This window comes from Kribbella sp. NPDC051770 (assembly GCF_040681455.1).
In the GTDB taxonomy this organism is placed as follows: domain Bacteria; phylum Actinomycetota; class Actinomycetes; order Propionibacteriales; family Kribbellaceae; genus Kribbella.
Map to the genome: position 1 here is coordinate 372,401 of NZ_JBFAYT010000008.1, position 19,524 is coordinate 391,924.

The following is a 19,524-nucleotide window of genomic DNA, read 5'->3' on the forward strand; positions in this document are numbered from 1 at the left end:
CGGGAATCAGCCTAGGGATTCGTTCCGCCGAATTCACCGGAATGACAGAAGTGAGCCACCCGGGACGCTGTCGGTGCGATCGCGTATCTTGCGGGCATGGAGAACAGTGGACTGCGGTTGACGGTGGACGGCCCGATCGCCCGCGTGGTGCTGGACCGGCCGGAGGTGCGCAACGCGCAGACGCCGGGGATGTGGCGGGCGCTGGCCGCGTTCGGCGCGAGCCTGCCGGCCGAGGTCCGGGTGGTCGTGGTGTCGGGGGAGGGGCCGTCGTTCTCGGCCGGGCTGGACCGGCGGCTGATGACGGCCGAGCCGGTGGACGGCGAGGAGCCGCTGCTCGCGCTCGGGACCAAGCCGGTCGACGAGGTGCACGCGACGATCGCCGAGATCCAGGCCGGGTTCTCCTGGTTGCGCCGGCCGGAGTTCGTCAGCGTGGCCGCCGTGCAGGGGCACGCGATCGGCGCCGGGTTCCAGCTCGCGCTGGCCTGTGACCTGCGGGTCGTCGCGCCGGACGTGAAGTTCGCGATGCGCGAGACGTCGCTCGGCCTGGTGCCCGACCTCGGCGGGACGCAGCCGCTGGTGCAGCTGGTCGGATACTCGCGGGCACTGGAGATCTGTGCGACGGGTCGTTTCGTCGAGGCGCAGGAGGCCCGGGAGATCGGGCTGGCCAACATCGTGGTCCCCGCGGAGGAGTTGGAGGCGACGGTGAAGGACCTGGCCGACGCACTGCTCACCCCGCTTCCGGACGCCGTACGGGAGACGAAGGCGCTGCTGCTCGGTGCGGCCGACCGGACGTACGAGGAGCAGTTGAAGGCCGAGCGGGAGGCCCAGCAGCGCCGGCTCGCGGCGCTGGCGGCGTACTTGAGCTGATCGCAGCGGGAAGAAGGGCTTGACCTCGAGTGTTGTTGAGGTTGAAAGGTGGACAGCGGGGAGGAGCCGAATGTCGCAGTCGATGATGAGAGGCGGGCCGGGCAGCTGGCGCCGGCAGGACGCCTCGGTGGTCAACCAGAAGCTCGCCAAGGGCACGGTCAAGCGGATCGTACGGTTCGCGAAGCCGTTCCGGTGGCAGATCACCGTGTTCCTGCTGCTCGTGGTGGTGTCCGCGTTCCTGGTGATCGCCTCGCCGCTGCTGTTCAAGAAGATCGTCGACGACGGCATCTCCAAGGGCAACGCCGGCCTGGTGACCGGCCTGGCCCTGCTGGTCGCGCTGCTCGCGCTGGTGGAGGCCGGTCTCGGTCTGGTCCAGCGCTGGTACTCCGCGCAGATCGGTGAGGGACTGATCTTCGACCTGCGGACCAAGGTGTTCGCGCACGTCCAGAAGATGCCGGTCGCGTTCTTCACCCGCACCCAGACCGGCGCGCTGGTCTCCCGGCTCAACACCGACGTGATCGGTGCCCAGCAGGCCTTCACCTCGACGCTGTCCGGCGTCGTCTCGAACATCATCAGCCTGATCCTGGTGGTCGGCGCGATGCTCCTGCTGAGCTGGCAGCTCACCCTGGTCGCGATCCTGCTGCTGCCGGTCTTCCTGGTCCCGGCCCGTGTCCTCGGCCGCCGCCTGGCCGCGCTGACCCGCGAGCAGATGCAGCTCAACGCCGACATGTCCACCGCGATGACCGAACGCTTCAGCGTCGGCGGCGCGCTGCTGGTGACGCTGTTCGGCCGCCCGTCCGCGGAGAACGCGGAGTTCGGCGAGCGCGCCGGACGGGTCCGCGACCTGGGGATCCGGACCGCGATGCTCGGCCGGGTTTTCTTCACCGCACTCACCCTGGTCGCCTCGCTGGCGACCGCACTCGTGTACGGCGTCGGCGGCAACCTCGCTGTCCGGGACACCCTGACCGTCGGCACCCTGCTGGCGCTGGTCGCGCTGCTCGGCCGGCTGTACGGGCCGCTGACCGCGCTGTCCAACGTGCGGGTCGACGTGATGACCGCGCTGGTCTCGTTCGAGCGGGTCTTCGAGGTGCTCGACCTGGAGCCGATGATCCAGGACCGCCCGGAGGCGAAGCCGCTACCGGCCGACGTCGCGTCGGTCGCCTTCGACGACGTCGAGTTCGCCTACCCGACCGCCGACCAGGTCTCGCTGGCGAGCCTCGAGTCGGTTGCGGTCCTGGACAAGCGCGCGTCGTCCCAGGTGCTGCACGACGTGAGCTTCACCGTCGAGCCCGGCCAGATGGTCGCGCTGGTCGGTCCCTCGGGCGCCGGCAAGACCACGATCACCAACCTGGTCGCCCGCCTGTACGACGTGACCGGCGGCGCCGTCAGCGTCGGCGGTCACGACGTCCGCGAGGTGACGCTGGAGTCGCTGCACGACGCCGTCGGGTACGTGACGCAGGACGCGCACATGTTCCACGACACGATCCGGGCCAACCTGGTCTACGCCAAGCCGGACGCGACCGAGGAGCAGATGATCGAGGCGCTCACCTCGGCGCAGGTGTGGGATCTCGTCTCCACGCTGCCCGACGGGCTGGACACCGTCGTCGGCGACCGCGGGCACCGGTTGTCCGGTGGCGAGCGGCAGCGGCTGGCGATCGCCCGGCTGCTGCTGAAGGCGCCGCACATCGTCGTACTGGACGAGGCGACCGCGCACCTGGACTCCGAGTCGGAGGTCGCCGTGCAGCGCGCGCTCGACACCGCGCTCGAGGGCCGGACCTCGCTGGTGATCGCGCACCGGCTCTCCACGGTCCGCAACGCCGACCAGATCCTGGTCGTCGACCAGGGCACGATCGTCGAGCGCGGGACGCACGAGCAGCTGCTCGCCCTCAACGGTGAGTACGCCGACCTCTACCGCACCCAGTTCGCGGAGTCGCCCGCGGGCGTGTAGGGCCCGACCCGTTGGGGCACTCGCCTATCAACCGCCGTACTGTTGAGAGGCGAAAGCATTGTCCTGACGTGAGGGAGGGACTCGGGATGATCAAGTGCGCACTCGTCCTCGGCGCGAGCTACACCGGCTTCCGGCTGGCGTACAACTCCGAGGACGGCATCCACTACGGGAAGGTCGGCGCCCACACCCTGCGGCGCGGGCTGTCAGCGTTCTTCGCCGCCCTGGCCGGCGGCCTCACCTACGCGGCGCTGCTGGTGCACTAACCCTTCTTCGCCTTCTCCGGGTCGTGCTCCAGCAGGTGCAGCACCGGTACGCCGAGGTGCCGGCGCGCTGAGTTCGTCCAGTCCAGGTGGAAGAACTCGGCGACGATGTGCGGCCGGGTCAGGATGATGACCTCCTGGCCGCTCACCTTGTCGACGGTCGCGGTCAGCGCGTCGATCGGGCGGTCGTGCGAGATCCCGCCGACCGCTTCGTGGCCGAGGTCGCGCAACCGCTGCACGCTGCGGCCGGTGCAGTCGCGGGCCTCGCTGTCGATCGCCTTCTGCGCCTCGGCCAGCTCCTCGCGCTGGTCGACCAGACCGCTCCCGTACAGGTCGGCGGTGCCGAGGGCGCTGATCGACGCCTCGACGCCGGCTTCGGCGTTGTGGCACGGCACGAGCACGTGGTACTTCACCGGCTCGGGCATGTCCTGGTGCAGCTCGACGACCCGCTGGGCGTCCTCCTGCGACAGCTCCTGCTCGACGAGCAGTACGACGTCGTACATCGCGGTACCTCCGGTCCCTACCGTGCGGTATCCCTCCATCATGCCCCGTCCGCGGGCAGAATGGCGGCATGCAGCTACCCGTGGTTCCTCCGGTCAAGCCGATGCTCGCCAAGGCGGTCAAGCAGATGCCGGACGGCGAGGTGAGCTTCGAGCCGAAGTGGGACGGGTTCCGCTCCATCATCTTCCGCGACGGTGACGAGGTCGAGATCGGCAGCCGCAACGAGAAGCCGATGACCCGGTACTTCCCGGAGCTGGTCGAGGCGGTCAAGGCCAACTTCCCGGAGCGCTGCGTGATCGACGGCGAGATCGTCGTGGTCGGCGAGTCCGGGGACCGGCTCGACTTCGAGGTGCTGCAGCAGCGGATCCACCCGGCGGCGTCGCGGGTGAAGATGCTGTCCGAGACGACCCCGGCGCGGTTCGTCGCGTTCGACCTGCTCGCGCTCGGCGACACCGACTGGACCGAGCGGCCGTTCGCCGAGCGCCGCGCGGCGCTGGAGGAGGCACTCGCGCCGGCCAAGACGCCGATCCACCTGACCCGGACGACCACCGACAAGGCGCTGGCCACGGAGTGGTTCCACCAGTTCGAGGGCGCCGGGCTGGACGGTGTGATCGCGAAGCCGTTGCAGGGGCTGTACGAGCCGGACAAGCGGACGATGTTCAAGATCAAGCACGAGCGGACGGCGGACTGCGTGGTCGCCGGGTACCGCGTGCACAAGAGCGGGCCGAACCGGATCGGCTCGCTGCTGCTCGGGCTCTTCAACGCCGACGGCGTCTTGGCCAGCGTCGGTGTGATCGGGGCGTTCCCGATGGCTCGGCGCGAGGAGCTGTTCGAGGAGATGCAGGAGCTCGTCACCGACTTCGACAACCACCCGTGGGCCTGGGCGAAGCAGGAGGAGGGCAACCGGACGCCGCGCAACGCCGAGGGCAGCCGCTGGCAGGCCGGGAAGGACCTGAGCTTCGTGCCGCTGCGGCCGGAGCGCGTGGTCGAGGTGCGGTACGACCACATGGAGGGCGTGCGGTTCCGGCACACCGCGCAGTTCGTCCGCTGGCGCGACGACCGTACGCCGGAGTCCTGCACCTACGAGCAGCTCGAGGAGCCGGTGAAGTTCGCCCTGGACGACGTCCTGGGCTAGATCCTCGTCAGCAACTGCTTGACGCCTTCCGGGGTCAGGCCGAGGCCGGGGAACGCGGCGATGCTGGTGAGCGGGAAGTTCCCGATCAGCTTCAGCAGGTCGGGACTCGCGAGGATGCCCTGGGGGTTGCCCTCGGCATCGACGCCGATCAGCTCGCGCAGCGCGGCCGCGCCCGCGGGGTGGTCGAGCCACTCCTCGAGGGTCGCCATCTCGTCGAGGCGGGGGAGCAGCGGCGGGGCGTCCACATCGACCGTGGTCGTCAGCCGGAGATCCCGCGAGGACGCACCGACCGCGAGCTCGAACTCGCCGCCTTCGAGCACCCAGCGACCGTGCTCCGTCGACCAGTACGAGAGGTCGCGCGGGGTAAGGGTGAAGTCGACGTCGACACTTTCGCCGGGTTCCAGGGCGACCTTCCGGAAGCCCTTCAGCTCGCGCACCGGGCGGCGGACCCGTGCGACCGGGTCGCCGACGTACAGCTGGACGACCTCCTGGCCGGCGCGGTCGCCGGTGTTGGTGACCGTGAAGCTGAGGTTGACACTCAGGTCGGCGACGGTCGCCGTCAGGTCGTCGTACGAGAAGGTTGTGTACGACAGGCCGTGGCCGAACGGGTAGCTGACCTCGCGGCCGACGGCGTCGTAGCCGCGGTAGCCGACGAACACGCCCTCGCCGTACCGGACCCGGCCGTGCTCGCCGGGGAAGTTCAGGTACGCCGGGGTGTCCTCGAGCCGCAGCGGCAGGGTCTCGGCGAGGCGGCCGGACGGGTTGATCTTCCCGAGTAGGACGTCGGCCACCGCGCCGCCGGAGGCCTGACCGGCCAGCCAGCATTCGAGGATGGCGGACGCGTTCTGTTCCCAGGGCGCGAGGCGGACCGCCGAGCCGTTGCTGAGCACGACGATCGCGGGGTCGTCGAGGGCCGCGAGGAGGTCGAGTTGCTCGGCGGGCAGGTCGAGGTGGGTGCGGTCGAAGCCCTCCGACTCCTCGGCTGCGGGGAGACCGAGGAAGACGATGACGTGGTCGGCGCGCGCGGCGAGGGCGACGGCTTCGTCGCCGCCGGCGGCGTACTCGAGCTGGACGCTGGAGGGGAGGGCGGCACGCAGCTCGTCGAAGGCGTTTTCGACGCGCGTCGGGTTGACCTGCGAGCTGCCGGCGCCTTGGTATCGCGCGGTGCGGGCGAACTCGCCGATCACCGCGACCAGCTCACCGTCGGCCGGCGCGAGGGGGAGGACGTTGTCGTTCTTCAGCAGCACCACGCTGGAGGCTGCGGCCTCTCGGGCCAGTGAGTGATGCGCTTTCACGTCGAAGTCAGCTGAGGTCGGCTGGGCCTGCGCCGCGAGCTTCAGTACACGTTGCGCTGCTTGATCCAGCACCGCCTCGTCCAGCTCACCGGACGCGACGGCCGCGACGATCGCGGCATCGCTGATCCCGAGCTTCGGCGGCATCTCCAGATCGAGCCCGGCCGCCAGCGACGCGACCCGGTCGTGCACCGCGCCCCAGTCCGACATCACCAACCCGTCGAAACCCCACTCGTCGCGCAGCACCTCGGTGAGCAGCCAGTGGTTCTCCGAGGCGTGCACGCCGTTGAGCCGGTTGTACGAGCACATCACCGTCCACGGCTGGGCGTTCCGTACGACGTACTCGAACCCGGCGAGATAGATCTCCCGGAGCGTTCGTTCGTCGACCTCCGCGCTGACCCGCAACCGATCGGTTTCCTGGTTGTTCGCGGCGAAGTGCTTGAGCGACGCGCCGACGCCCTGGCTCTGCAGGCCGTCGACCAGCGCCGCGCCGAGCACGCCCGAGACGAGCGGGTCCTCCGACAGGTACTCGAAGTTGCGTCCGCACAGCGGCGACCGCTTGATGTTGATCCCCGGTCCGAGCACCACCGCGACGCCCTGCGCTCGCGCCTCGGCACCGATCGCCGCGCCGACCCGGCGTACCAGGTCGACGTCCCACGAGGAGCCGAGTGCGCTCGCGGTCGGGAAGCAGGTTGCGGGCAGGCTGCCGCCGATGCCGACGTGATCGCCGCCGTCGGGCTGCCGGCGGAGGCCGTGCGGGCCGTCGGCCAGCATCACCCCCGGTACGCCGAGCCGCTCGATCCCGGCGGTGTGCCAGATGTCGGCGCCCAGACAGAGCGCCGCCTTCTCCTCGACCGTCAGCTGCCCCACGACGTCATCCATCGGGCCAGCTAACCACCCGGCGCCGGCCCGCCGCGGCGGGCCGGGCGTGCCGCGGGGGCTGACGAGAAGGCGGCGCCGCCGGTTGAGCGTGCTGGACAGTGAACCGCTGGTCAGCGGACAATTTCCGGCATGACCTCCGGCCTGGAACTCACGCGTCCCTCGGACCGGGAGCGGGACCGCGCGCTGGAGATCCTCCGCGAGGGCGCAGGCACCGGACGGCTGTCGCAGGACACCTTCGTCCGCCGGATGAACTTCGTGCTCGGCGCGCAGAGCCGCCGCGAGCTGCGCTCCGCGACGCACGACCTGCCGGGCCGCGAGCCGCGCGTGGTCGAGTGGCTGCGCGAGCAGCTCGCCAAACTCCCACGCATCGGCCCGATGGCTCACCCCAAAGCCCAACTCCCAGGCCTGGCACTCCCGCCCGCCGGCTCCCCGACCATCCGCATCGGCCGCGGCCCGGGCGCGACGCTCCGCATCGCCGACGCCTCGGTCTCCCGCCGCCACGCCGAGCTGCGCCACGTCGGCGAAGGCTGGATGGTCCGCGACCTGAACTCGATGAACGGCACCCACCTGAACGGCTCCCGGATCACCTCACCGACCGCGGTCCGCGCCGGCGACATCCTCCAGTTCGGGTCGATCCTCTACGTGCTGACCTGGTCCGACCCGCGCTGACCGCCGTACGCCGTACTCAGCGCTCGCGCTCCGGCGTCTCCGGTGTCCGGGCAGCAGTCTGAGCCTTCTGCTCGGTGCCCTGCCGATCGGGAGCCTTGGTCCCGGCACCGGGCACACCGTCGAACGCGACCGCGTTGGTGGCCGCGAGCTCCGGATCCACCGCGGCCTCGACCTGCTGCTGAGCCGCGACCTGCTGCGGTGGTGGGAGCGTCGTTCCCCGCTCGTTCTCCGGGACCTCCGCGTTCAGCGCCTGCGCGAACCCCTTCAAGTCCTGCAGCTTCGCCATCCGGTCGATCAGCGCGGGCAGCGTGTTCGGATCACGTTCGTTGCGGCCGATCATCTCGCGCATCGCCGCGACCATCCGGGCCGGGTTCTCCCGGGTCAGGTCGGACAGGAACTTCGACAGCCGCTGCACCGGCATCGCGTGCGGGCCGGTGGTCGGCGGGTTGAAGTCCTTGACGTTCTCGGTCACCAGCACCGTCGACTCCGACGCCACCGCGGCGGCCAGCACGTGCTTGTCCTTCGGGTCGGCCTGCATGTCCGGCTCCAGGTGCTCGTACCCCTCGACCAGCGCCTGCGGAAAAGCCTCGTTCATCTGCGCGAGCCGCTTGTCCATCGCCGCCTCGCTCAGCTTCGGCGGGCGGTTGCGCCGGACCTCGTCCAGCACCTCCGCGTTCCAGCGCGGCTGGAACTCCTCGCGGAAGGCGAGCGTCAGCAGTACGTCGGTCTGCAGCGACCCACGCAGCACGTTGGCGTCGAGGAAGGCGCGCTTGGACGCGTCGGCCATCGGCTAGGCCCGACCGTCGGCGGGGCCGTCGTCATCGGCGTCGTAGTCGGACTCGGCGAGCATGTCGTCGAGGATCGCCCGCTGCCGCGTCTTCAGCTGCCGCTTGAACTCCAGCGCGTCCTCGAGCCGCACCCAGTCGACCGACTCGTCGGAGCGGAACGCGAGCGCACCGGACGCGGCGTACGAGCGCAGTTCGTCCTCGGCCATCCCGATCGCCGCGGCGGCCTCGCGGATCGGCAGCTCGTGCCGGAGCGCGGTCACCTGCACGGCCATGCCCTCGCGGAGCGCGGTCTCGACGAAGCGCAGCGCCTCGACGACCTTCGGCGGCACGTCGTGACGGTTGCCCTCGGCATCGATGATCGCGGGCCCGGCCGGGACGAGGTGACGCTCGGCGGCGGTCAGCAGGAACACCTCGGACTGACTCGGAAGAACCTCCATGGCCGCGATCCTACGCGCCGGTCGGCTCCCGCCGGCGGCGTCGCGGGGCCGGTCACCACTCGTCGGGTTCGAGCTCCTCCTCGAAAACCCCGTGCCCGGTCCGACGCTGCTCGCGCTCCTCGCGCCGGTTCGCGCGAATCCGTCGCTGGAGCTGCAGCACCTGATCGAGCTGCACCCACTCGTCGGAGTCGTCCGGCCCGGTCGACACATCGCCCGCCGGGAGGTACGCGCGCAGCTCGTCCTCCGGGATCTCCAGCGCGATCGCCGCCTCCCGGAGCCGCAGCTCGTGCGGCAGCAGCGTGATCTGTACGGCGTACCCCTCGCGCAGCGCCACCTCGACGTACCGGAGCGCGTCGAGCGCCTTCGGCGGTACGTCGAGACGCACGCCGTGCTCGTCGACGATGGCCGGCCCGTCGGCCACCAACCGCCGCTGCTCGCCGGAGATCATGAAGACCTCGGGCCGGCTCGGCACGCTCATGCCGGGGAGCGTACGGGACCGACCCACCCCGCGCCCCGGCCCCGGACGTCACAAATCGGTGTCTATCCGCGGGGTCGATCTACCCGCACGGCTCCAGCACCGTCGGGTGCGCGCCCGGGTGCGTCGTCCACCACGGCCGCCGGGTCGCGTTCTCGGCGATCGTGGCCCGGTAGGTGTCGATGAACGCCTGGTGCACCAGGTCGACGTCGTCCTGCGTGGTGTGGTCGGTGCGCCAGCGCAGCGTCCGGCGCCAGATCAGCGGGTGGTCGCGGATCGGCCGGACCACCGTGTTCGGGATCTCCCGGACCGTCGGCGCGCAGAGGCTGATCCCGCGCCCGGCGCCGATCAGCTGCTCGATGTCGGGTGTGTCCAGGTTGGAGTAGCGGAACTGCGGGGTGAACCCGCCGATCGCCTCGCAGGTGGTCCGCAGGTAGGCGAGGTCACCGTCCTCCTTGCCCGCCGGCGGGCAGATCCAGATGTCGCCGGCCAGGTCGCCGAGCTCGATGTCGGTCCGGTCCGCGAGCCGGTGCGTCGACGGCAGCGCGACCGCGAACGGCTCCGGGTAGACCATCGTCTGCTCCCGGACGCCGGGCGGGCAGGGCGGGGAGTGCACGTCGTCACATCGCCCCAGCATGATGACGTCGACGATGTCAGCGGCCAGCATGTCGGTCAGGACGGCGCACGACGTGTCGACCTGCGCGACGATCTCGCGCCCCGGCAGCACCTCCTCCAGCCGCGACAGCCAGGCGCCGAACATCACCGTCCGCATCGACCCGAGCCGCAGCGGCCCGGTGCCGACGGTGTACCGGCGGCTGCTGCCGACCAGCTCGTCCATGTCGGCCAGCATCGAGCGCGCCCGCCCCAGCACGTGCTTGCCGAGCGGGGTCGCCTCCACGCCGTACGGGCCGCGCTTGAACAGCGGCCCGCCGATCGCCTCCTCGATGCGTTGCAGCTGCGCGGTGAGCGACGGCTGGGAGATGCCGAGGGCGGCCGCCGCCTTCGACACGCTGCCGCTCTCGGACAGGCGGCAGACCACGCGCAGATGCCGTAGCTCGAGCTCCATAGCGGTGAGGCTATGCCCTGCTGGGATATCACAGCCACAGCTCGCGGGTGCCAATCTCTTTGCACAGAGGACCCCGGGTGTTCACCTGCCCAGTCCGGACCCCCGGGTTCCTCTTCCCCCGCCGCCCGCCGGGCCGGCCTGCAGCCCCCTCGGCCGGCGGCGGGGTCCCGCCCCGGGTGAGTGAGACCGCCCCAAGTGAAGTGAGGAACGTCCCGTGAAGAACACAGCCCTGCGCACTGTCGCAGCCGGCTGCGTGCTGAGCCTCGCGGCCGCCGCCACAGCGGTGGTCGCGACCAGGCTCCCCGCAGCCGACGCCCAGGCCGACCCACCGGTCAATCCGCGTGCCGCCGCCCTGGCGACCGCCGACCGGCTGGTCGAGGGTCGCGCCGCCGAGCTCAAGGCGAGCCCCGGCGACCAGTTCGTCCGCCAGCAGGACATCAGTACGCCGTGGGGCCTGCAGTACGTCGCCTACGAGCGCACGTACCAGGACCTGCCGGTGATCGGCGGCGACTTCGTCGTCACCACGGATGCCAAGGGCAACACCCGGGGCATCTCGGTCGCGCAGCAGCAGCCGATCAACGTCAGCCGCACCCCGGTCGTCACCAAGGCCGCGGCGGAGAAGGCGGCACTGAAGGCCCTCGACCAGGGCAAGGCCGTCCCCGGCGACCCGACGCTGGTCGTGTACGCCGGTGGCGCCAAGCCGGTGCTGGCCTGGGAGTCGATCGTCCAGGGCCGTGACCATGGCGAGGACAGCCGGCAGAAGGTGTACGTCGACGCCCGCACCGGCAAGGTCGTGCACCAGATCGAGCAGACCGCGTCCGGCACCGGGACAGGTGTCTGGAACGGCGCGAACCTGTCGATCGGGACCACGCAGAGCGGTTCGCAGTACACGATGGCCGACCCCGGCCGCCCGAACCTGCGCTGCGCCGACTACAGCACCGGCACCGTCTACTCCGGCTCCGACGACGTCTGGGGGAGCACCTCCAAGACCGACAAGGAGGCCGGCTGCGTCGACGTCATGTACGTCGCCGCCGGTGAGTGGAACATGCTGAAGGACTGGTACGGCCGCAACGGCCTGGACGGCCAGGGCAAGTGGGCCGACGCGCTGGTCGGCCTCGGCGACGTGAACGCGTACTGGGGTCACCAGAGCAACCCCGACGGCGTCGTCTTCGGCTACAACAACAACCGGCAGTGGATCACCGGCACCGACGTCGTCGCCCACGAGTACGGGCACGGCCTGGACGCCAAGACCCCGGGCGGCATCTCCGGCCACCCGTCGCAGGAAGCGGTCGCGGACATCTGGGGCACGCTCACCGAGCACTTCCTGAACAACCCGAACGACCCGCCGGACTACGAGGTCGGCGAGGAGATCAACCTGCAGGGCGCCGGGCCGATCCGGTACATGTACGAGCCGGCCAAGATCTCCGGGCACCCGAACTGCTACTCGACCAGCCTGCCGTCGTCGGTGCACGCCGCGGCCGGGCCGATGAACCACTGGTTCTACCTGCTCGCCGAAGGCAGCAACCCTGGCAACGGCAAGCCGAACAGCCCGACCTGCAACAACAGCACGCTGACCGGCATCGGGCACCAGGAAGCCGGCAAGATCTTCTACAACACGATGCTGGCCAAGACCTCCGGGATGAGCTACCCGAAGTGGCGGGTGGCGACGCTGGCCGCGGCCAAGAACCTGGACAGCAGCTGCGCGCTGCACGCCAAGGTCAAGGCGGCCTGGGATGCCGTTGCCCTGGGCACCCAGTCCGGCGAGGCGACCTGTACGGCGTCCGGCAACGACTTCACCATGACGGTCTCACCGGCGAGCGGCTCGGTGAAGCCCGGCGAGTCCGCGACCGCGACCGTCAACACCGTGATCGGGAGCGGCTCCGCACAGACCGTGCAGCTGTCCGCTTCGGGCCTGCCGAGCGGCGCCACCGCGTCGTTCTCGCCGGCCTCGGTGCAGTCCGGCAACTCCTCGACGCTCACGATCAGCACCTCGTCCAGTACGCCGGAAGGCAGCTACACCGTCACGATCACCGGTGACGGGACGGCGGTCGACCGGACGGCGACGTACCGGTTGACCGTCGGCGGGACCGCCCCGCCCGCCGGCGTACCGGACGTCGACGTGGAGAAGGTCAAGGCGCACCTGGCCGCGCTGCAGCAGGCGGCCGACAACAACGGCGGCAACCGCCGCGCGGGGTCGGCGGGCTACACCGCGTCGGTGAACTACATCGAGCAGAAGCTGCGCGACGCCGGGTTCACCGTCGCCAAGCAGCGTTGCACGAACTGCACCTACCCTTCGGACAACCTGATCGCCGACTTTCCCGGCGGGGACGCCAACCAGGTCATCATGCTCGGTGCCCACCTGGACAGCGTCAGTGCCGGTGCCGGCAGCAACGACAACGCGTCCGGGTCGGCCGTCGTGCTGGAGACCGCACTGACGCTGGCGGCGAAGAACCCGTCGCTGGCCAAGCATGTGCGGTTCGGCTGGTGGACCGACGAGGAGCAGGGCCTGAACGGCTCCGAGTTCTACGTCGGGCAGCTGTCCTCGACCGAGCGGTCGAAGATCAAGGCGTACCTGAACTTCGACATGGTCGCCTCCACCAACGCCGGGTACTTCGTCAACAACATCACCACGACCACCGGCAAGGTGCTGAAGGAGTTCTACGACGGGCTGAACCTGGCGCCGGAGGAGAACACCGAGGGCGCCGGGCGCTCCGACGACGCGTCGTTCAAGAACGCCGGGATCCCGACCAGCGGCGTGGCCGCCGGGGCGAGCGCCCGCAAGACCACGGCGCAGGCGCAGAAGTGGGGCGGTACGTCGGGTTCGGCGTACGACCCGTGCTACCACGGCTCCTGCGACAAGTACCCGGCCAACATCAGCGCGACCGTGCTCGACCGCAGTGCCGACGCCGCGGCGTACGGGCTGTGGAAGCTGGCGGTCGGGGAGACCACGCCGCCGACCGGGAACGACTTCTCGCTGACCCTCGACCCGGCCTCGCGCTCGGTCGCGGCGGGAAGCTCCACGCAGACGACGGTCCGGACCGCCACCACCAGTGGCGACGCCCAGACCGTGCAACTCGCCGCCTCGGGCCTGCCGAGCGGTACGACGGCCTCGTTCGCGCCGTCGTCGGTGACGTCCGGCAGCTCCTCGACCCTGACCCTGGCGACGTCGGCCACAACGCCGGCCGGGACGTACCAGGTGACGGTCAAGGGCACCGGCGCGGTCAGCCACGAGGTCTCCCTCAGCCTCACGGTGACCGGCACGTCGTCGGGCACGGTGACGGTGCAGAACCCGGGCAGCCAGTACGGGTTCGTCGGCTTCCAGAGCTTCCCGTTGCAGATCCGGGCAACGGCCAGCTCCGGACAGCCGGTCACCTTCCGCGCGACAGGACTGCCCCCGGGCCTGTCGATCAGCACCAGCGGCGTCATCTCGGGGACACCGACCAGCCGCGGTTCCTACACGGCAACGGTGACAGCGACCGACAGTGGCGGGGCAACCGGTAGGGCCACCTTCGGTTACTCGATCTGGTAACCCGCGGTTGAGGGCTCCGGGCCGCACACCAGGCGGCCCGGAGCCCGCCGCCGTGAGACCGCCGGCGAAGGCCCGGGCTCCCCGGCATTGAGGCGCAGGGGGATCCTGGGTCTAGGTGCTCAGGACCACCTTGCCGGCGGTCTCACGGTTCTCCAGCGCCCGGTGGGCATCCGCGGCCTTGGCCAGCGGGAAGCTCGTGACCAGCGGCACCCAGTGCCCTTCGGCCGTCTCCTCCAGCGCCTTGATCTCCAGGTCGCGCAGCCGGCGCATCAGCTTCGGGCCGATCGCCCAGGTCGCGCTGAGTCCCCGCTGCATCAGGTCTGCGGTGGTGACCTCCACCGGTCCGCCGCCCGACCAGCCGAACATCAGGATCCGCCCGCCGACGCCCAGCAGTTCGAACGCCTGCCGGCCGACCTCCCCGCCGACGCCGTCGAGCACGACCGTCGGGTGTTCCCCGAGGCCACGATCCGCGAGGAGGCGGCGTACGTTCTCCGCCCAGTCCCGCTGCCGGTAGTCGGCGACGATCTGTGCCCCGAGCTCCCGGACTTCGCGCACCTTCGCCGGTCCGCCCGCCAGGCCGACCACCGTCGCACCCGTGTTGCGGGCGCTCTGGACGAACAGGTTGCCCATCCCGCCCGCGGCGGCAGTGACCAGTACGACGTCGTCGGCGGTGAGCGCGGCCTGCTCCAGGATGCCGATCGCCGTCCGGCCGGTACCGATCGTCGCCACCGCCTGCGCGGCCGTCACATGGTCCGGAATCGGGTGGACGGACTCCGCCCGGGCCACGGCCTTCTCGGCGTACCCGCCGGGGACCGGCCCGAGGTGGACCACCACCCGCCGGCCGACCCACTCCACGCCTACGTCCGCGCCGACCGCCTCGACCCGGCCGGCGACCTCCCGCCCGGGAACGGTCGGCAGCGTCGGGGGAGCGACCGGCCCGCCGCCCGCCGTACCGGCGCGCAGGGCGGTGTCCATCAGGTGCACTCCGGCAGCCTCGACCGCGATCAGCACCTCACCGGTCGCCGGGACCGGGTCGGGCACCTCCTCGAAGACCAGGTTCTCGGCCGGCCCGAACTCGTACAAGCGGATCGCCCGCATCGGCGTACTCCCTCTCTCAGCAGGGTCCCGACGCTAGGACCTGAACTTCGGTTGAGGTCAACCCGCGCCACTTCCTTACCTTGTGTATTAAAGTGCGGACAGGGAGGGAACGACGTGGCGAAGATCTTGAAGGGTGCGACGGCCCAGGAGACGCACAGCGCGATCCTGGACCTGATCCGGTCCAGCGGGACCGTCACGCGGGTGGCGCTGGCCGATCGGTCGGGGTTGACGGGGGCGTCGATCTCGCGGGTGGTGAAGCAGCTGCTGGCCGAGGGGCTGATCGTCGAGACCGGTCTGGGGGACCCGACCGGTGGCAAGCGGGCGACGCTGCTGCAGTTCAACCCGCGGGCCCGGCACGCGGTCGGGATCTCGATCGACACGCTCAGTACGACGTACGTGGTGACCGACATGAACGGCCGCGTGATCGAGCAGCTCGCGTCGAAGGGCATCGGCCGGGACACCCCGGCGACGGTGATCACGCGGCTGGTCGGTGAGCTCGAGGACCTGATCAAGCGAACCGGTATCGAGCCGGAGACGCTGGTCGGTGTCGGGGTCGCGCTGGCCGGGCGGCAGGGGAGTGGGTCGTCGCTGCTGCGGGCCGATCGGGAGCGGTACGCGTGGGAGCCGTTCGCCGTCCAGGGGCAGCTCAGCCAGGCGATCGAGCATCCGGTGGTGGTGGAGAACGACTCGACGTGCGCGGCGATCGGTGAGTTCTGGGCCGGCCGGATTCCGTCGGCCAACGACTTCGCGACGGTCTACCTCGCGGCCGGTTTCGGCCTCGGCCTGGTCACCAACGGCGACGTGTACCGCGGCTCGTCGTCGAACGTCGGCGAGATCGGGCACATGGTCCTGGCGGTCGACGGCCCGGAGTGCTGGTGTGGCGGCAACGGCTGCCTCGAAGCGCTGGCCGCGCCGGCGCGGATCGTCGAGCTGGCCCAGGCCGACCCGGCGCTGGCCAAGGAGCTGCGCGGGAAGCGCACCTCGGTCCGGACGGACTTCGCCCGGATCGCGCGCAAGGCGACCGAGGGCGACGCGCTGTGCCTGGAGCTGATCCAGCAGTCGGCGCGCTACCTCGCCAAGGCGCTGCTCTCGATCACCAACCTGCTCGATCTGTCCCAGATCATCCTGGCCGGCCCGGGCTTCAGCGAGGCCGGCGACCTCTACGTGCGGGCCGCGACCGAGGAGATCAACCGGCTCTCGTTCGTCCGGGCGATCCACCCGACCCGTGTGGAGCTGTCGAAGCTCGGCCCGAGCGCGGCCGCGCTCGGTGCGGCGTCGCTGGTCCTGCACAGCCAACTGACGCCGCACCAGACCTCGAGCCGGGCGCTGACTTCCTAGGCCGGTCGCTCACTTCCCAGGAACGCCTTCAGCCACAGTCCGCTGTTCTTGACCGTCCGCTGCTGGGTCGCGTAGTCGACGTGCACCAGCCCGAAGCGGCGGGTGTAGCCCCAGGACCACTCGAAGTTGTCCATCAGCGTCCAGGCGAAGTACCCCTTCAGCGGGATGCCCTCGGCAACGACCTCGGCCGCTGTGCTGAGGTGCTTCGCGAAGTACGCCTGCCGCTCGGGGTCCTCGACGGTCCCGTCGGCGCTGAGCTCGTCCGGGTACGCCGCACCGTTCTCGGTGATGTACAGCGGCAGCTCCGGCGCCAGCGCGTTGACCTGCGCGAGGATGTCGCGCATCCCGTTCGGGTCGATGCCCCAGCCCATCTGCGTGCGGTCGAGACCGGTGTCGACGGCGTTGACCCGCTCGCTGCCGGGTTGCGTTGTCGGACCGCCGGGCTCGGAGAACTCGCCGTCCTCCGGCGCGGCGACGGTCGACGGGCAGTAGTAGTTCACGCCGAGGAAGTCGAGCGGTGCCGAGATCAGCCGCAGGTCCGCGTCGAACCGCCCGAACCACTCGGTCATCCCGGTGTCTTCCAGTACGTCGGCCGGGTACTTCCCGACCAGCAGGGGATCGAGGAAGATCCGGTTCCGCAGCCCGTCCACGCGGCGCTGCGCGTCGCGGTCGGCGTCGGAGTCCGAGGCGGCGTACACGGGGGCTGGGTTGAGGGCGATGCCGACCGTGTTCTCCGGCGTCTTGATCGCCTGCAGCGCGAGCCCGTGCCCGAGCAGCAGGTGGTGCACGGCCTTCAACGAGTCGGCGCCTTCGACGCGGCCGGGTGCGTGCTCGCCGTTGCCGTACCCGAGGAACGCCGAGCACCACGGCTCGTTCAGCGTCATCCAGTGCGAGATCACGTCGGAGAGCGCTCCCTGCGTGATCGCTGCGTAGTCCCGGAACCGCTCGGCGGTGTCCCGGACCAGCCAGCCGCCGGCGTCCTCGAGCGGCTGCGGGAGATCCCAGTGGTAGAGCGTCGCGTACGGCGTGACGCCGTTCGCCAAGCAGGCTTCGGCCACTCGCCGGTAGAAGTCGAGCCCGGCCTGGTTCGCCGCGCCGCTGCCGGTCGGAACTACCCGCGGCCAGGCGATCGAGAACCGGTACGCCTTCAGCCCGAGGTCGGCGAGCAGGCGGATGTCCTCCTCGTAGCGGTGGTAGTGGTCGTCGGCGACGTCGCCGGTCGAGCCGTCGGCGATCTTGCCGGGCGTCGCGGCGAAGGTGTCCCAGATGCTCGGCCCACGGCCGTCCTCGGTCGTCGCGCCTTCGACTTGGTACGACGCGGTGGCGGCGCCCCACACAAAGTCTGTGGGAAATGCCTCTTTGGAGCTGCTCATCGGGTTCCTTCCAGCCAGTGCTTGCGGTCGGGCATCAGTTCGGCCAGGCGGGCGGTGAGCTCCGCGGGGATCTCGGTCTCCAGCGCGGTGACCAGCTTGTCGACCCGGGCGGGCTTGGTGATCCCGACGACCGTGCCGGTGATCTTCGGGTCGTTCACCGAGGCCTGCAGCGCGGCCGTGGCGAGGTCGATGCCGTGCTCGCGGCAGGCCTTGTCCATCTGCTGCACGGCTTCCAGCACCTCGGCGGGGGCGTCGCGGTAGCCGTACTTGGTCAGCCCGCCCTGCGGGTTCGCCAGGATGCCGCCGCCGTAGATCGCGGCGTTGACCACCGCGAGACCCCCAGAGAGCGCTTTCTCGATCAGGTCCTCGGCGCTGCGGTCGACCAGGCTCCAGCGGTTGTGGACGAGCAGCACCTCGAAGCCGCCGAGGTCGAGGTACTTGGCGAGCTCGTGCACCGAGCCGCCGGCGAGGCCGACGTGCCCGATCTCGCCGTCTTCCTTCAGCTGCATCAAGGTGTCGACCGCGTCCCGCATCGCGTCGAAGTCGTGGAACTCGGGGTCGTGCAGGTAGACCAGCGGCAGCTCGTCCAGCCCGAGCCGTTCCTTGCTCTCGGCAACACTCGCCCGGACGCGAGCACCGGAGTAGTCGTCGCCGAGAGCGTCCACCTTGGTTGCCACCAGGAACCCGTCGGGAAGCCCCGCCGCGCCGCGGCCCGAGCCGGGCGCGCGCGAGCCGGATGCGCGGGTGCCGGACGCGCCCGAGTCAGATGCGGCCGAGCCGGACGCGCGCGCCTCCAGTGCCTGGCCGATCCGGATCTCGCTCTCCCCGGCGCCGTAGCCGTTCGAGGTGTCGATCCAGGACAGCGGGCCGTCGAGGACCCGGTCGACGACGGCGACCGCCTCGGCGCGGCTCACGTCGTACCCGAAGACCTCGGGCATCCCGGCGATCCCGCTGCCGCCGGCGCAGACGGCGGACACGGTCAGACCGGTGGAACCGAGCGGCCGCAGCCAGTCGTCGCTTGCAGGGTCAGTCACGAGAACCAGCTTTCGGAGAAGGAGGCTAACCGGTTAAGTCAGATGGTAGCGAAGGCGAAGCCGTCCGGGTCCACATGGACCTGCGTGCCGTCCGGAGCCGCCACCGCCGGCAGCTCGGCGGCAGCGCCCGCCAGTACGGCGTACGAGAAGCCCGCGACGTCGAGCTGCGGCTCCCGGTCCGCCTTCTCCCGGTCGTAGGTGAACACCTCGATCACCGTGTCGCCGCCCTTGAGGTAGCCGATGCTGAACCCGCGCGGGTCGTGCGGCTGCTCGATCGTCCCGATGAACGAGAAGCCGTAGTGGTCCCGGTAGTACTCGTGCGTGCGCTCCCGCTCCTCGACCGTCACCGCGACGTGGTCGAACCGCGGCCGCGCCGGTACGCCGAGAGCGCGCTCTCTCGCGACCCCGTCCGCGTCCAGCACGGCGGCGTACTGGAGATCGCCCTGGATCATCTCCAGCAGCGTCCCGTCGGGGTCGAAGAAGAAGCAGATCCGGACCGCGCCCTCGGCGTCCAGCGGGTCGAGCTTGAACTCGACCCCGGCCGCCTTCAGCACCGCGGCCCGCTCGTCGAGCCGGTCCACCTTGAAGCCGACGTGCCGGAACCCCTTCTGCAGGTCGTCGCCGACCCAGGTGCTCTCGGCCCGCCCGCGCTCGACCCGGCGCAGCTCGACGGTGGCCGTGACCGCGTCCAGGAGAGCGCGCTCTCCGGTGACCTCACCGATCACCGGCAGCTCGAGGAACTTGCCGTAGTACTCGACCGAGGCCGCTACGTCGGTGCAGTTGACGACGACGTTCTTGATCGGCATGGATCTCCTTAGGTACGACGAGAGGT

Annotated in this window: 17 protein-coding genes; 7 read left to right on the forward strand and 10 right to left on the reverse strand. The window is 70.6% G+C overall.

Going from position 1 to position 19,524, the window contains the following annotated elements:
* Positions 1 to 96 precede the first annotated feature (96 nt).
* From AB0M01_RS26805 to AB0M01_RS26815, 3 genes are all read left to right on the forward strand, one after another.
* The gene (locus tag AB0M01_RS26805) at positions 97 to 867 is read left to right on the forward strand and encodes an enoyl-CoA hydratase/isomerase family protein (RefSeq protein ID WP_363674156.1); all 771 of its coding nucleotides are present in this window, start codon (positions 97 to 99) and stop codon (positions 865 to 867) included.
* A gap of 70 nt (positions 868 to 937) precedes the next feature.
* Positions 938 to 2,815: an ABC transporter ATP-binding protein gene (locus AB0M01_RS26810; protein ID WP_363674158.1), complete on the forward strand. Its 1,878-nt coding sequence runs from the start codon at positions 938 to 940 to the stop codon at positions 2,813 to 2,815.
* A gap of 68 nt (positions 2,816 to 2,883) precedes the next feature.
* Positions 2,884 to 3,078 carry a hypothetical protein gene (locus tag AB0M01_RS26815; RefSeq protein WP_363674160.1) on the forward strand — a complete coding sequence of 65 codons (195 nt, stop codon included), beginning with the start codon at positions 2,884 to 2,886 and terminating at the stop codon, positions 3,076 to 3,078.
* Here AB0M01_RS26815 and AB0M01_RS26820 read toward each other — a convergent pair.
* Positions 3,075 to 3,578, reverse strand: a complete 504-nt coding sequence (locus AB0M01_RS26820) for a hypothetical protein (RefSeq protein ID WP_363674162.1) — start codon at positions 3,576 to 3,578, stop codon at positions 3,075 to 3,077. The two genes, AB0M01_RS26815 and AB0M01_RS26820, sit on opposite strands and share 4 nt — an antisense overlap.
* Before the next feature lie 68 nt (positions 3,579 to 3,646).
* On the opposite strand from AB0M01_RS26820, the gene AB0M01_RS26825 reads away from it, so the two are divergent.
* Entirely contained in the window at positions 3,647 to 4,711 is a 1,065-nt protein-coding gene (locus tag AB0M01_RS26825) for an ATP-dependent DNA ligase (RefSeq protein ID WP_363674164.1), read from the forward strand.
* Here the strand turns inward: AB0M01_RS26825 and AB0M01_RS26830 are convergent.
* Positions 4,708 to 6,885, reverse strand: coding sequence for a glycoside hydrolase family 3 C-terminal domain-containing protein (locus AB0M01_RS26830; protein WP_363674166.1), 2,178 nt, complete (start codon positions 6,883 to 6,885; stop codon positions 4,708 to 4,710). The genes AB0M01_RS26825 and AB0M01_RS26830 overlap by 4 nt on opposite strands.
* 129 nt (positions 6,886 to 7,014) lie before the next feature.
* Here AB0M01_RS26830 and AB0M01_RS26835 point away from each other — a divergent pair, with 129 nt between their 5' ends.
* Positions 7,015 to 7,554 carry a DUF1707 and FHA domain-containing protein gene (locus AB0M01_RS26835; protein WP_363674168.1) on the forward strand — a complete coding sequence of 180 codons (540 nt, stop codon included), beginning with the start codon at positions 7,015 to 7,017 and terminating at the stop codon, positions 7,552 to 7,554.
* Positions 7,555 to 7,570: 16 nt separating this feature from the next.
* On the opposite strand, the gene AB0M01_RS26840 is transcribed toward AB0M01_RS26835, so the two are convergent.
* The 4 genes from AB0M01_RS26840 to AB0M01_RS26855 form a co-directional block, all read right to left on the reverse strand.
* On the reverse strand, positions 7,571 to 8,341 hold the full coding sequence (locus AB0M01_RS26840) for a PIN domain-containing protein (protein WP_363674170.1): 771 nt from the start codon (positions 8,339 to 8,341) through the stop codon (positions 7,571 to 7,573).
* Positions 8,342 to 8,344: 3 nt separating this feature from the next.
* Positions 8,345 to 8,779, reverse strand: coding sequence for a hypothetical protein (locus AB0M01_RS26845; protein WP_363674172.1), 435 nt, complete (start codon positions 8,777 to 8,779; stop codon positions 8,345 to 8,347).
* Between the two features lie 52 nt (positions 8,780 to 8,831).
* A complete protein-coding gene (locus AB0M01_RS26850) occupies positions 8,832 to 9,257 on the reverse strand; it encodes a hypothetical protein (protein ID WP_363674174.1) in 426 nt (141 codons plus the stop codon).
* 79 nt (positions 9,258 to 9,336) lie between these two features.
* Positions 9,337 to 10,320: a LysR family transcriptional regulator gene (locus AB0M01_RS26855; RefSeq protein WP_363674176.1), complete on the reverse strand. Its 984-nt coding sequence runs from the start codon at positions 10,318 to 10,320 to the stop codon at positions 9,337 to 9,339.
* A 214-nt stretch (positions 10,321 to 10,534) separates the two neighbouring features.
* Between AB0M01_RS26855 and AB0M01_RS26860 the strand changes: the two genes are divergently transcribed.
* A complete protein-coding gene (locus AB0M01_RS26860; RefSeq protein WP_363674178.1) occupies positions 10,535 to 13,849 on the forward strand; it encodes a M28 family peptidase in 3,315 nt (1,104 codons plus the stop codon).
* A 111-nt stretch (positions 13,850 to 13,960) separates the two neighbouring features.
* On the opposite strand, the gene AB0M01_RS26865 is transcribed toward AB0M01_RS26860, so the two are convergent.
* A complete protein-coding gene (locus AB0M01_RS26865; RefSeq protein ID WP_363674180.1) occupies positions 13,961 to 14,947 on the reverse strand; it encodes a zinc-binding dehydrogenase in 987 nt (328 codons plus the stop codon).
* A 114-nt stretch (positions 14,948 to 15,061) separates the two neighbouring features.
* Between AB0M01_RS26865 and AB0M01_RS26870 the strand changes: the two genes are divergently transcribed.
* Positions 15,062 to 16,285, forward strand: coding sequence for an ROK family transcriptional regulator (locus tag AB0M01_RS26870; RefSeq protein ID WP_363674182.1), 1,224 nt, complete (start codon positions 15,062 to 15,064; stop codon positions 16,283 to 16,285).
* On the opposite strand, the gene AB0M01_RS26875 is transcribed toward AB0M01_RS26870, so the two are convergent.
* The 3 genes from AB0M01_RS26875 to AB0M01_RS26885 are packed head-to-tail and all read right to left on the reverse strand — an operon-like array spanning position 16,282 to position 19,498.
* Complete coding sequence (locus tag AB0M01_RS26875; RefSeq protein WP_363674184.1) at positions 16,282 to 17,658, reverse strand: GH1 family beta-glucosidase; 1,377 nt, start codon at positions 17,656 to 17,658, stop codon at positions 16,282 to 16,284. The two genes, AB0M01_RS26870 and AB0M01_RS26875, sit on opposite strands and share 4 nt — an antisense overlap.
* Entirely contained in the window at positions 17,655 to 18,692 is a 1,038-nt protein-coding gene (locus AB0M01_RS26880) for an aldo/keto reductase (RefSeq protein WP_363674186.1), read from the reverse strand. The genes AB0M01_RS26875 and AB0M01_RS26880 overlap by 4 nt, the downstream gene beginning before the upstream one ends.
* Positions 18,693 to 18,730: 38 nt before the next feature.
* Entirely contained in the window at positions 18,731 to 19,498 is a 768-nt protein-coding gene (locus tag AB0M01_RS26885) for a VOC family protein (RefSeq protein ID WP_363674188.1), read from the reverse strand.
* Between the last annotated feature and the right edge of the window lie 26 nt (positions 19,499 to 19,524).

Coding starts and splice junctions, on each gene's coding strand:
- AB0M01_RS26850 (WP_363674174.1), bottom strand. CDS start 9,257: ATGAGCGTGCCGAGCCGGCCCGAGGTCTTCATGATCTCCGGCGAGCAG.
- AB0M01_RS26805 (WP_363674156.1), top strand. CDS start 97: ATGGAGAACAGTGGACTGCGGTTGACGGTGGACGGCCCGATCGCCCGC.
- AB0M01_RS26835 (WP_363674168.1), top strand. CDS start 7,015: ATGACCTCCGGCCTGGAACTCACGCGTCCCTCGGACCGGGAGCGGGAC.
- AB0M01_RS26875 (WP_363674184.1), bottom strand. CDS start 17,658: ATGAGCAGCTCCAAAGAGGCATTTCCCACAGACTTTGTGTGGGGCGCC.
- AB0M01_RS26810 (WP_363674158.1), top strand. CDS start 938: ATGTCGCAGTCGATGATGAGAGGCGGGCCGGGCAGCTGGCGCCGGCAG.
- AB0M01_RS26830 (WP_363674166.1), bottom strand. CDS start 6,885: ATGGATGACGTCGTGGGGCAGCTGACGGTCGAGGAGAAGGCGGCGCTC.
- AB0M01_RS26855 (WP_363674176.1), bottom strand. CDS start 10,320: ATGGAGCTCGAGCTACGGCATCTGCGCGTGGTCTGCCGCCTGTCCGAG.
- AB0M01_RS26845 (WP_363674172.1), bottom strand. CDS start 8,779: ATGGAGGTTCTTCCGAGTCAGTCCGAGGTGTTCCTGCTGACCGCCGCC.
- AB0M01_RS26865 (WP_363674180.1), bottom strand. CDS start 14,947: ATGCGGGCGATCCGCTTGTACGAGTTCGGGCCGGCCGAGAACCTGGTC.
- AB0M01_RS26825 (WP_363674164.1), top strand. CDS start 3,647: ATGCAGCTACCCGTGGTTCCTCCGGTCAAGCCGATGCTCGCCAAGGCG.
- AB0M01_RS26885 (WP_363674188.1), bottom strand. CDS start 19,498: ATGCCGATCAAGAACGTCGTCGTCAACTGCACCGACGTAGCGGCCTCG.
- AB0M01_RS26840 (WP_363674170.1), bottom strand. CDS start 8,341: ATGGCCGACGCGTCCAAGCGCGCCTTCCTCGACGCCAACGTGCTGCGT.
- AB0M01_RS26820 (WP_363674162.1), bottom strand. CDS start 3,578: ATGTACGACGTCGTACTGCTCGTCGAGCAGGAGCTGTCGCAGGAGGAC.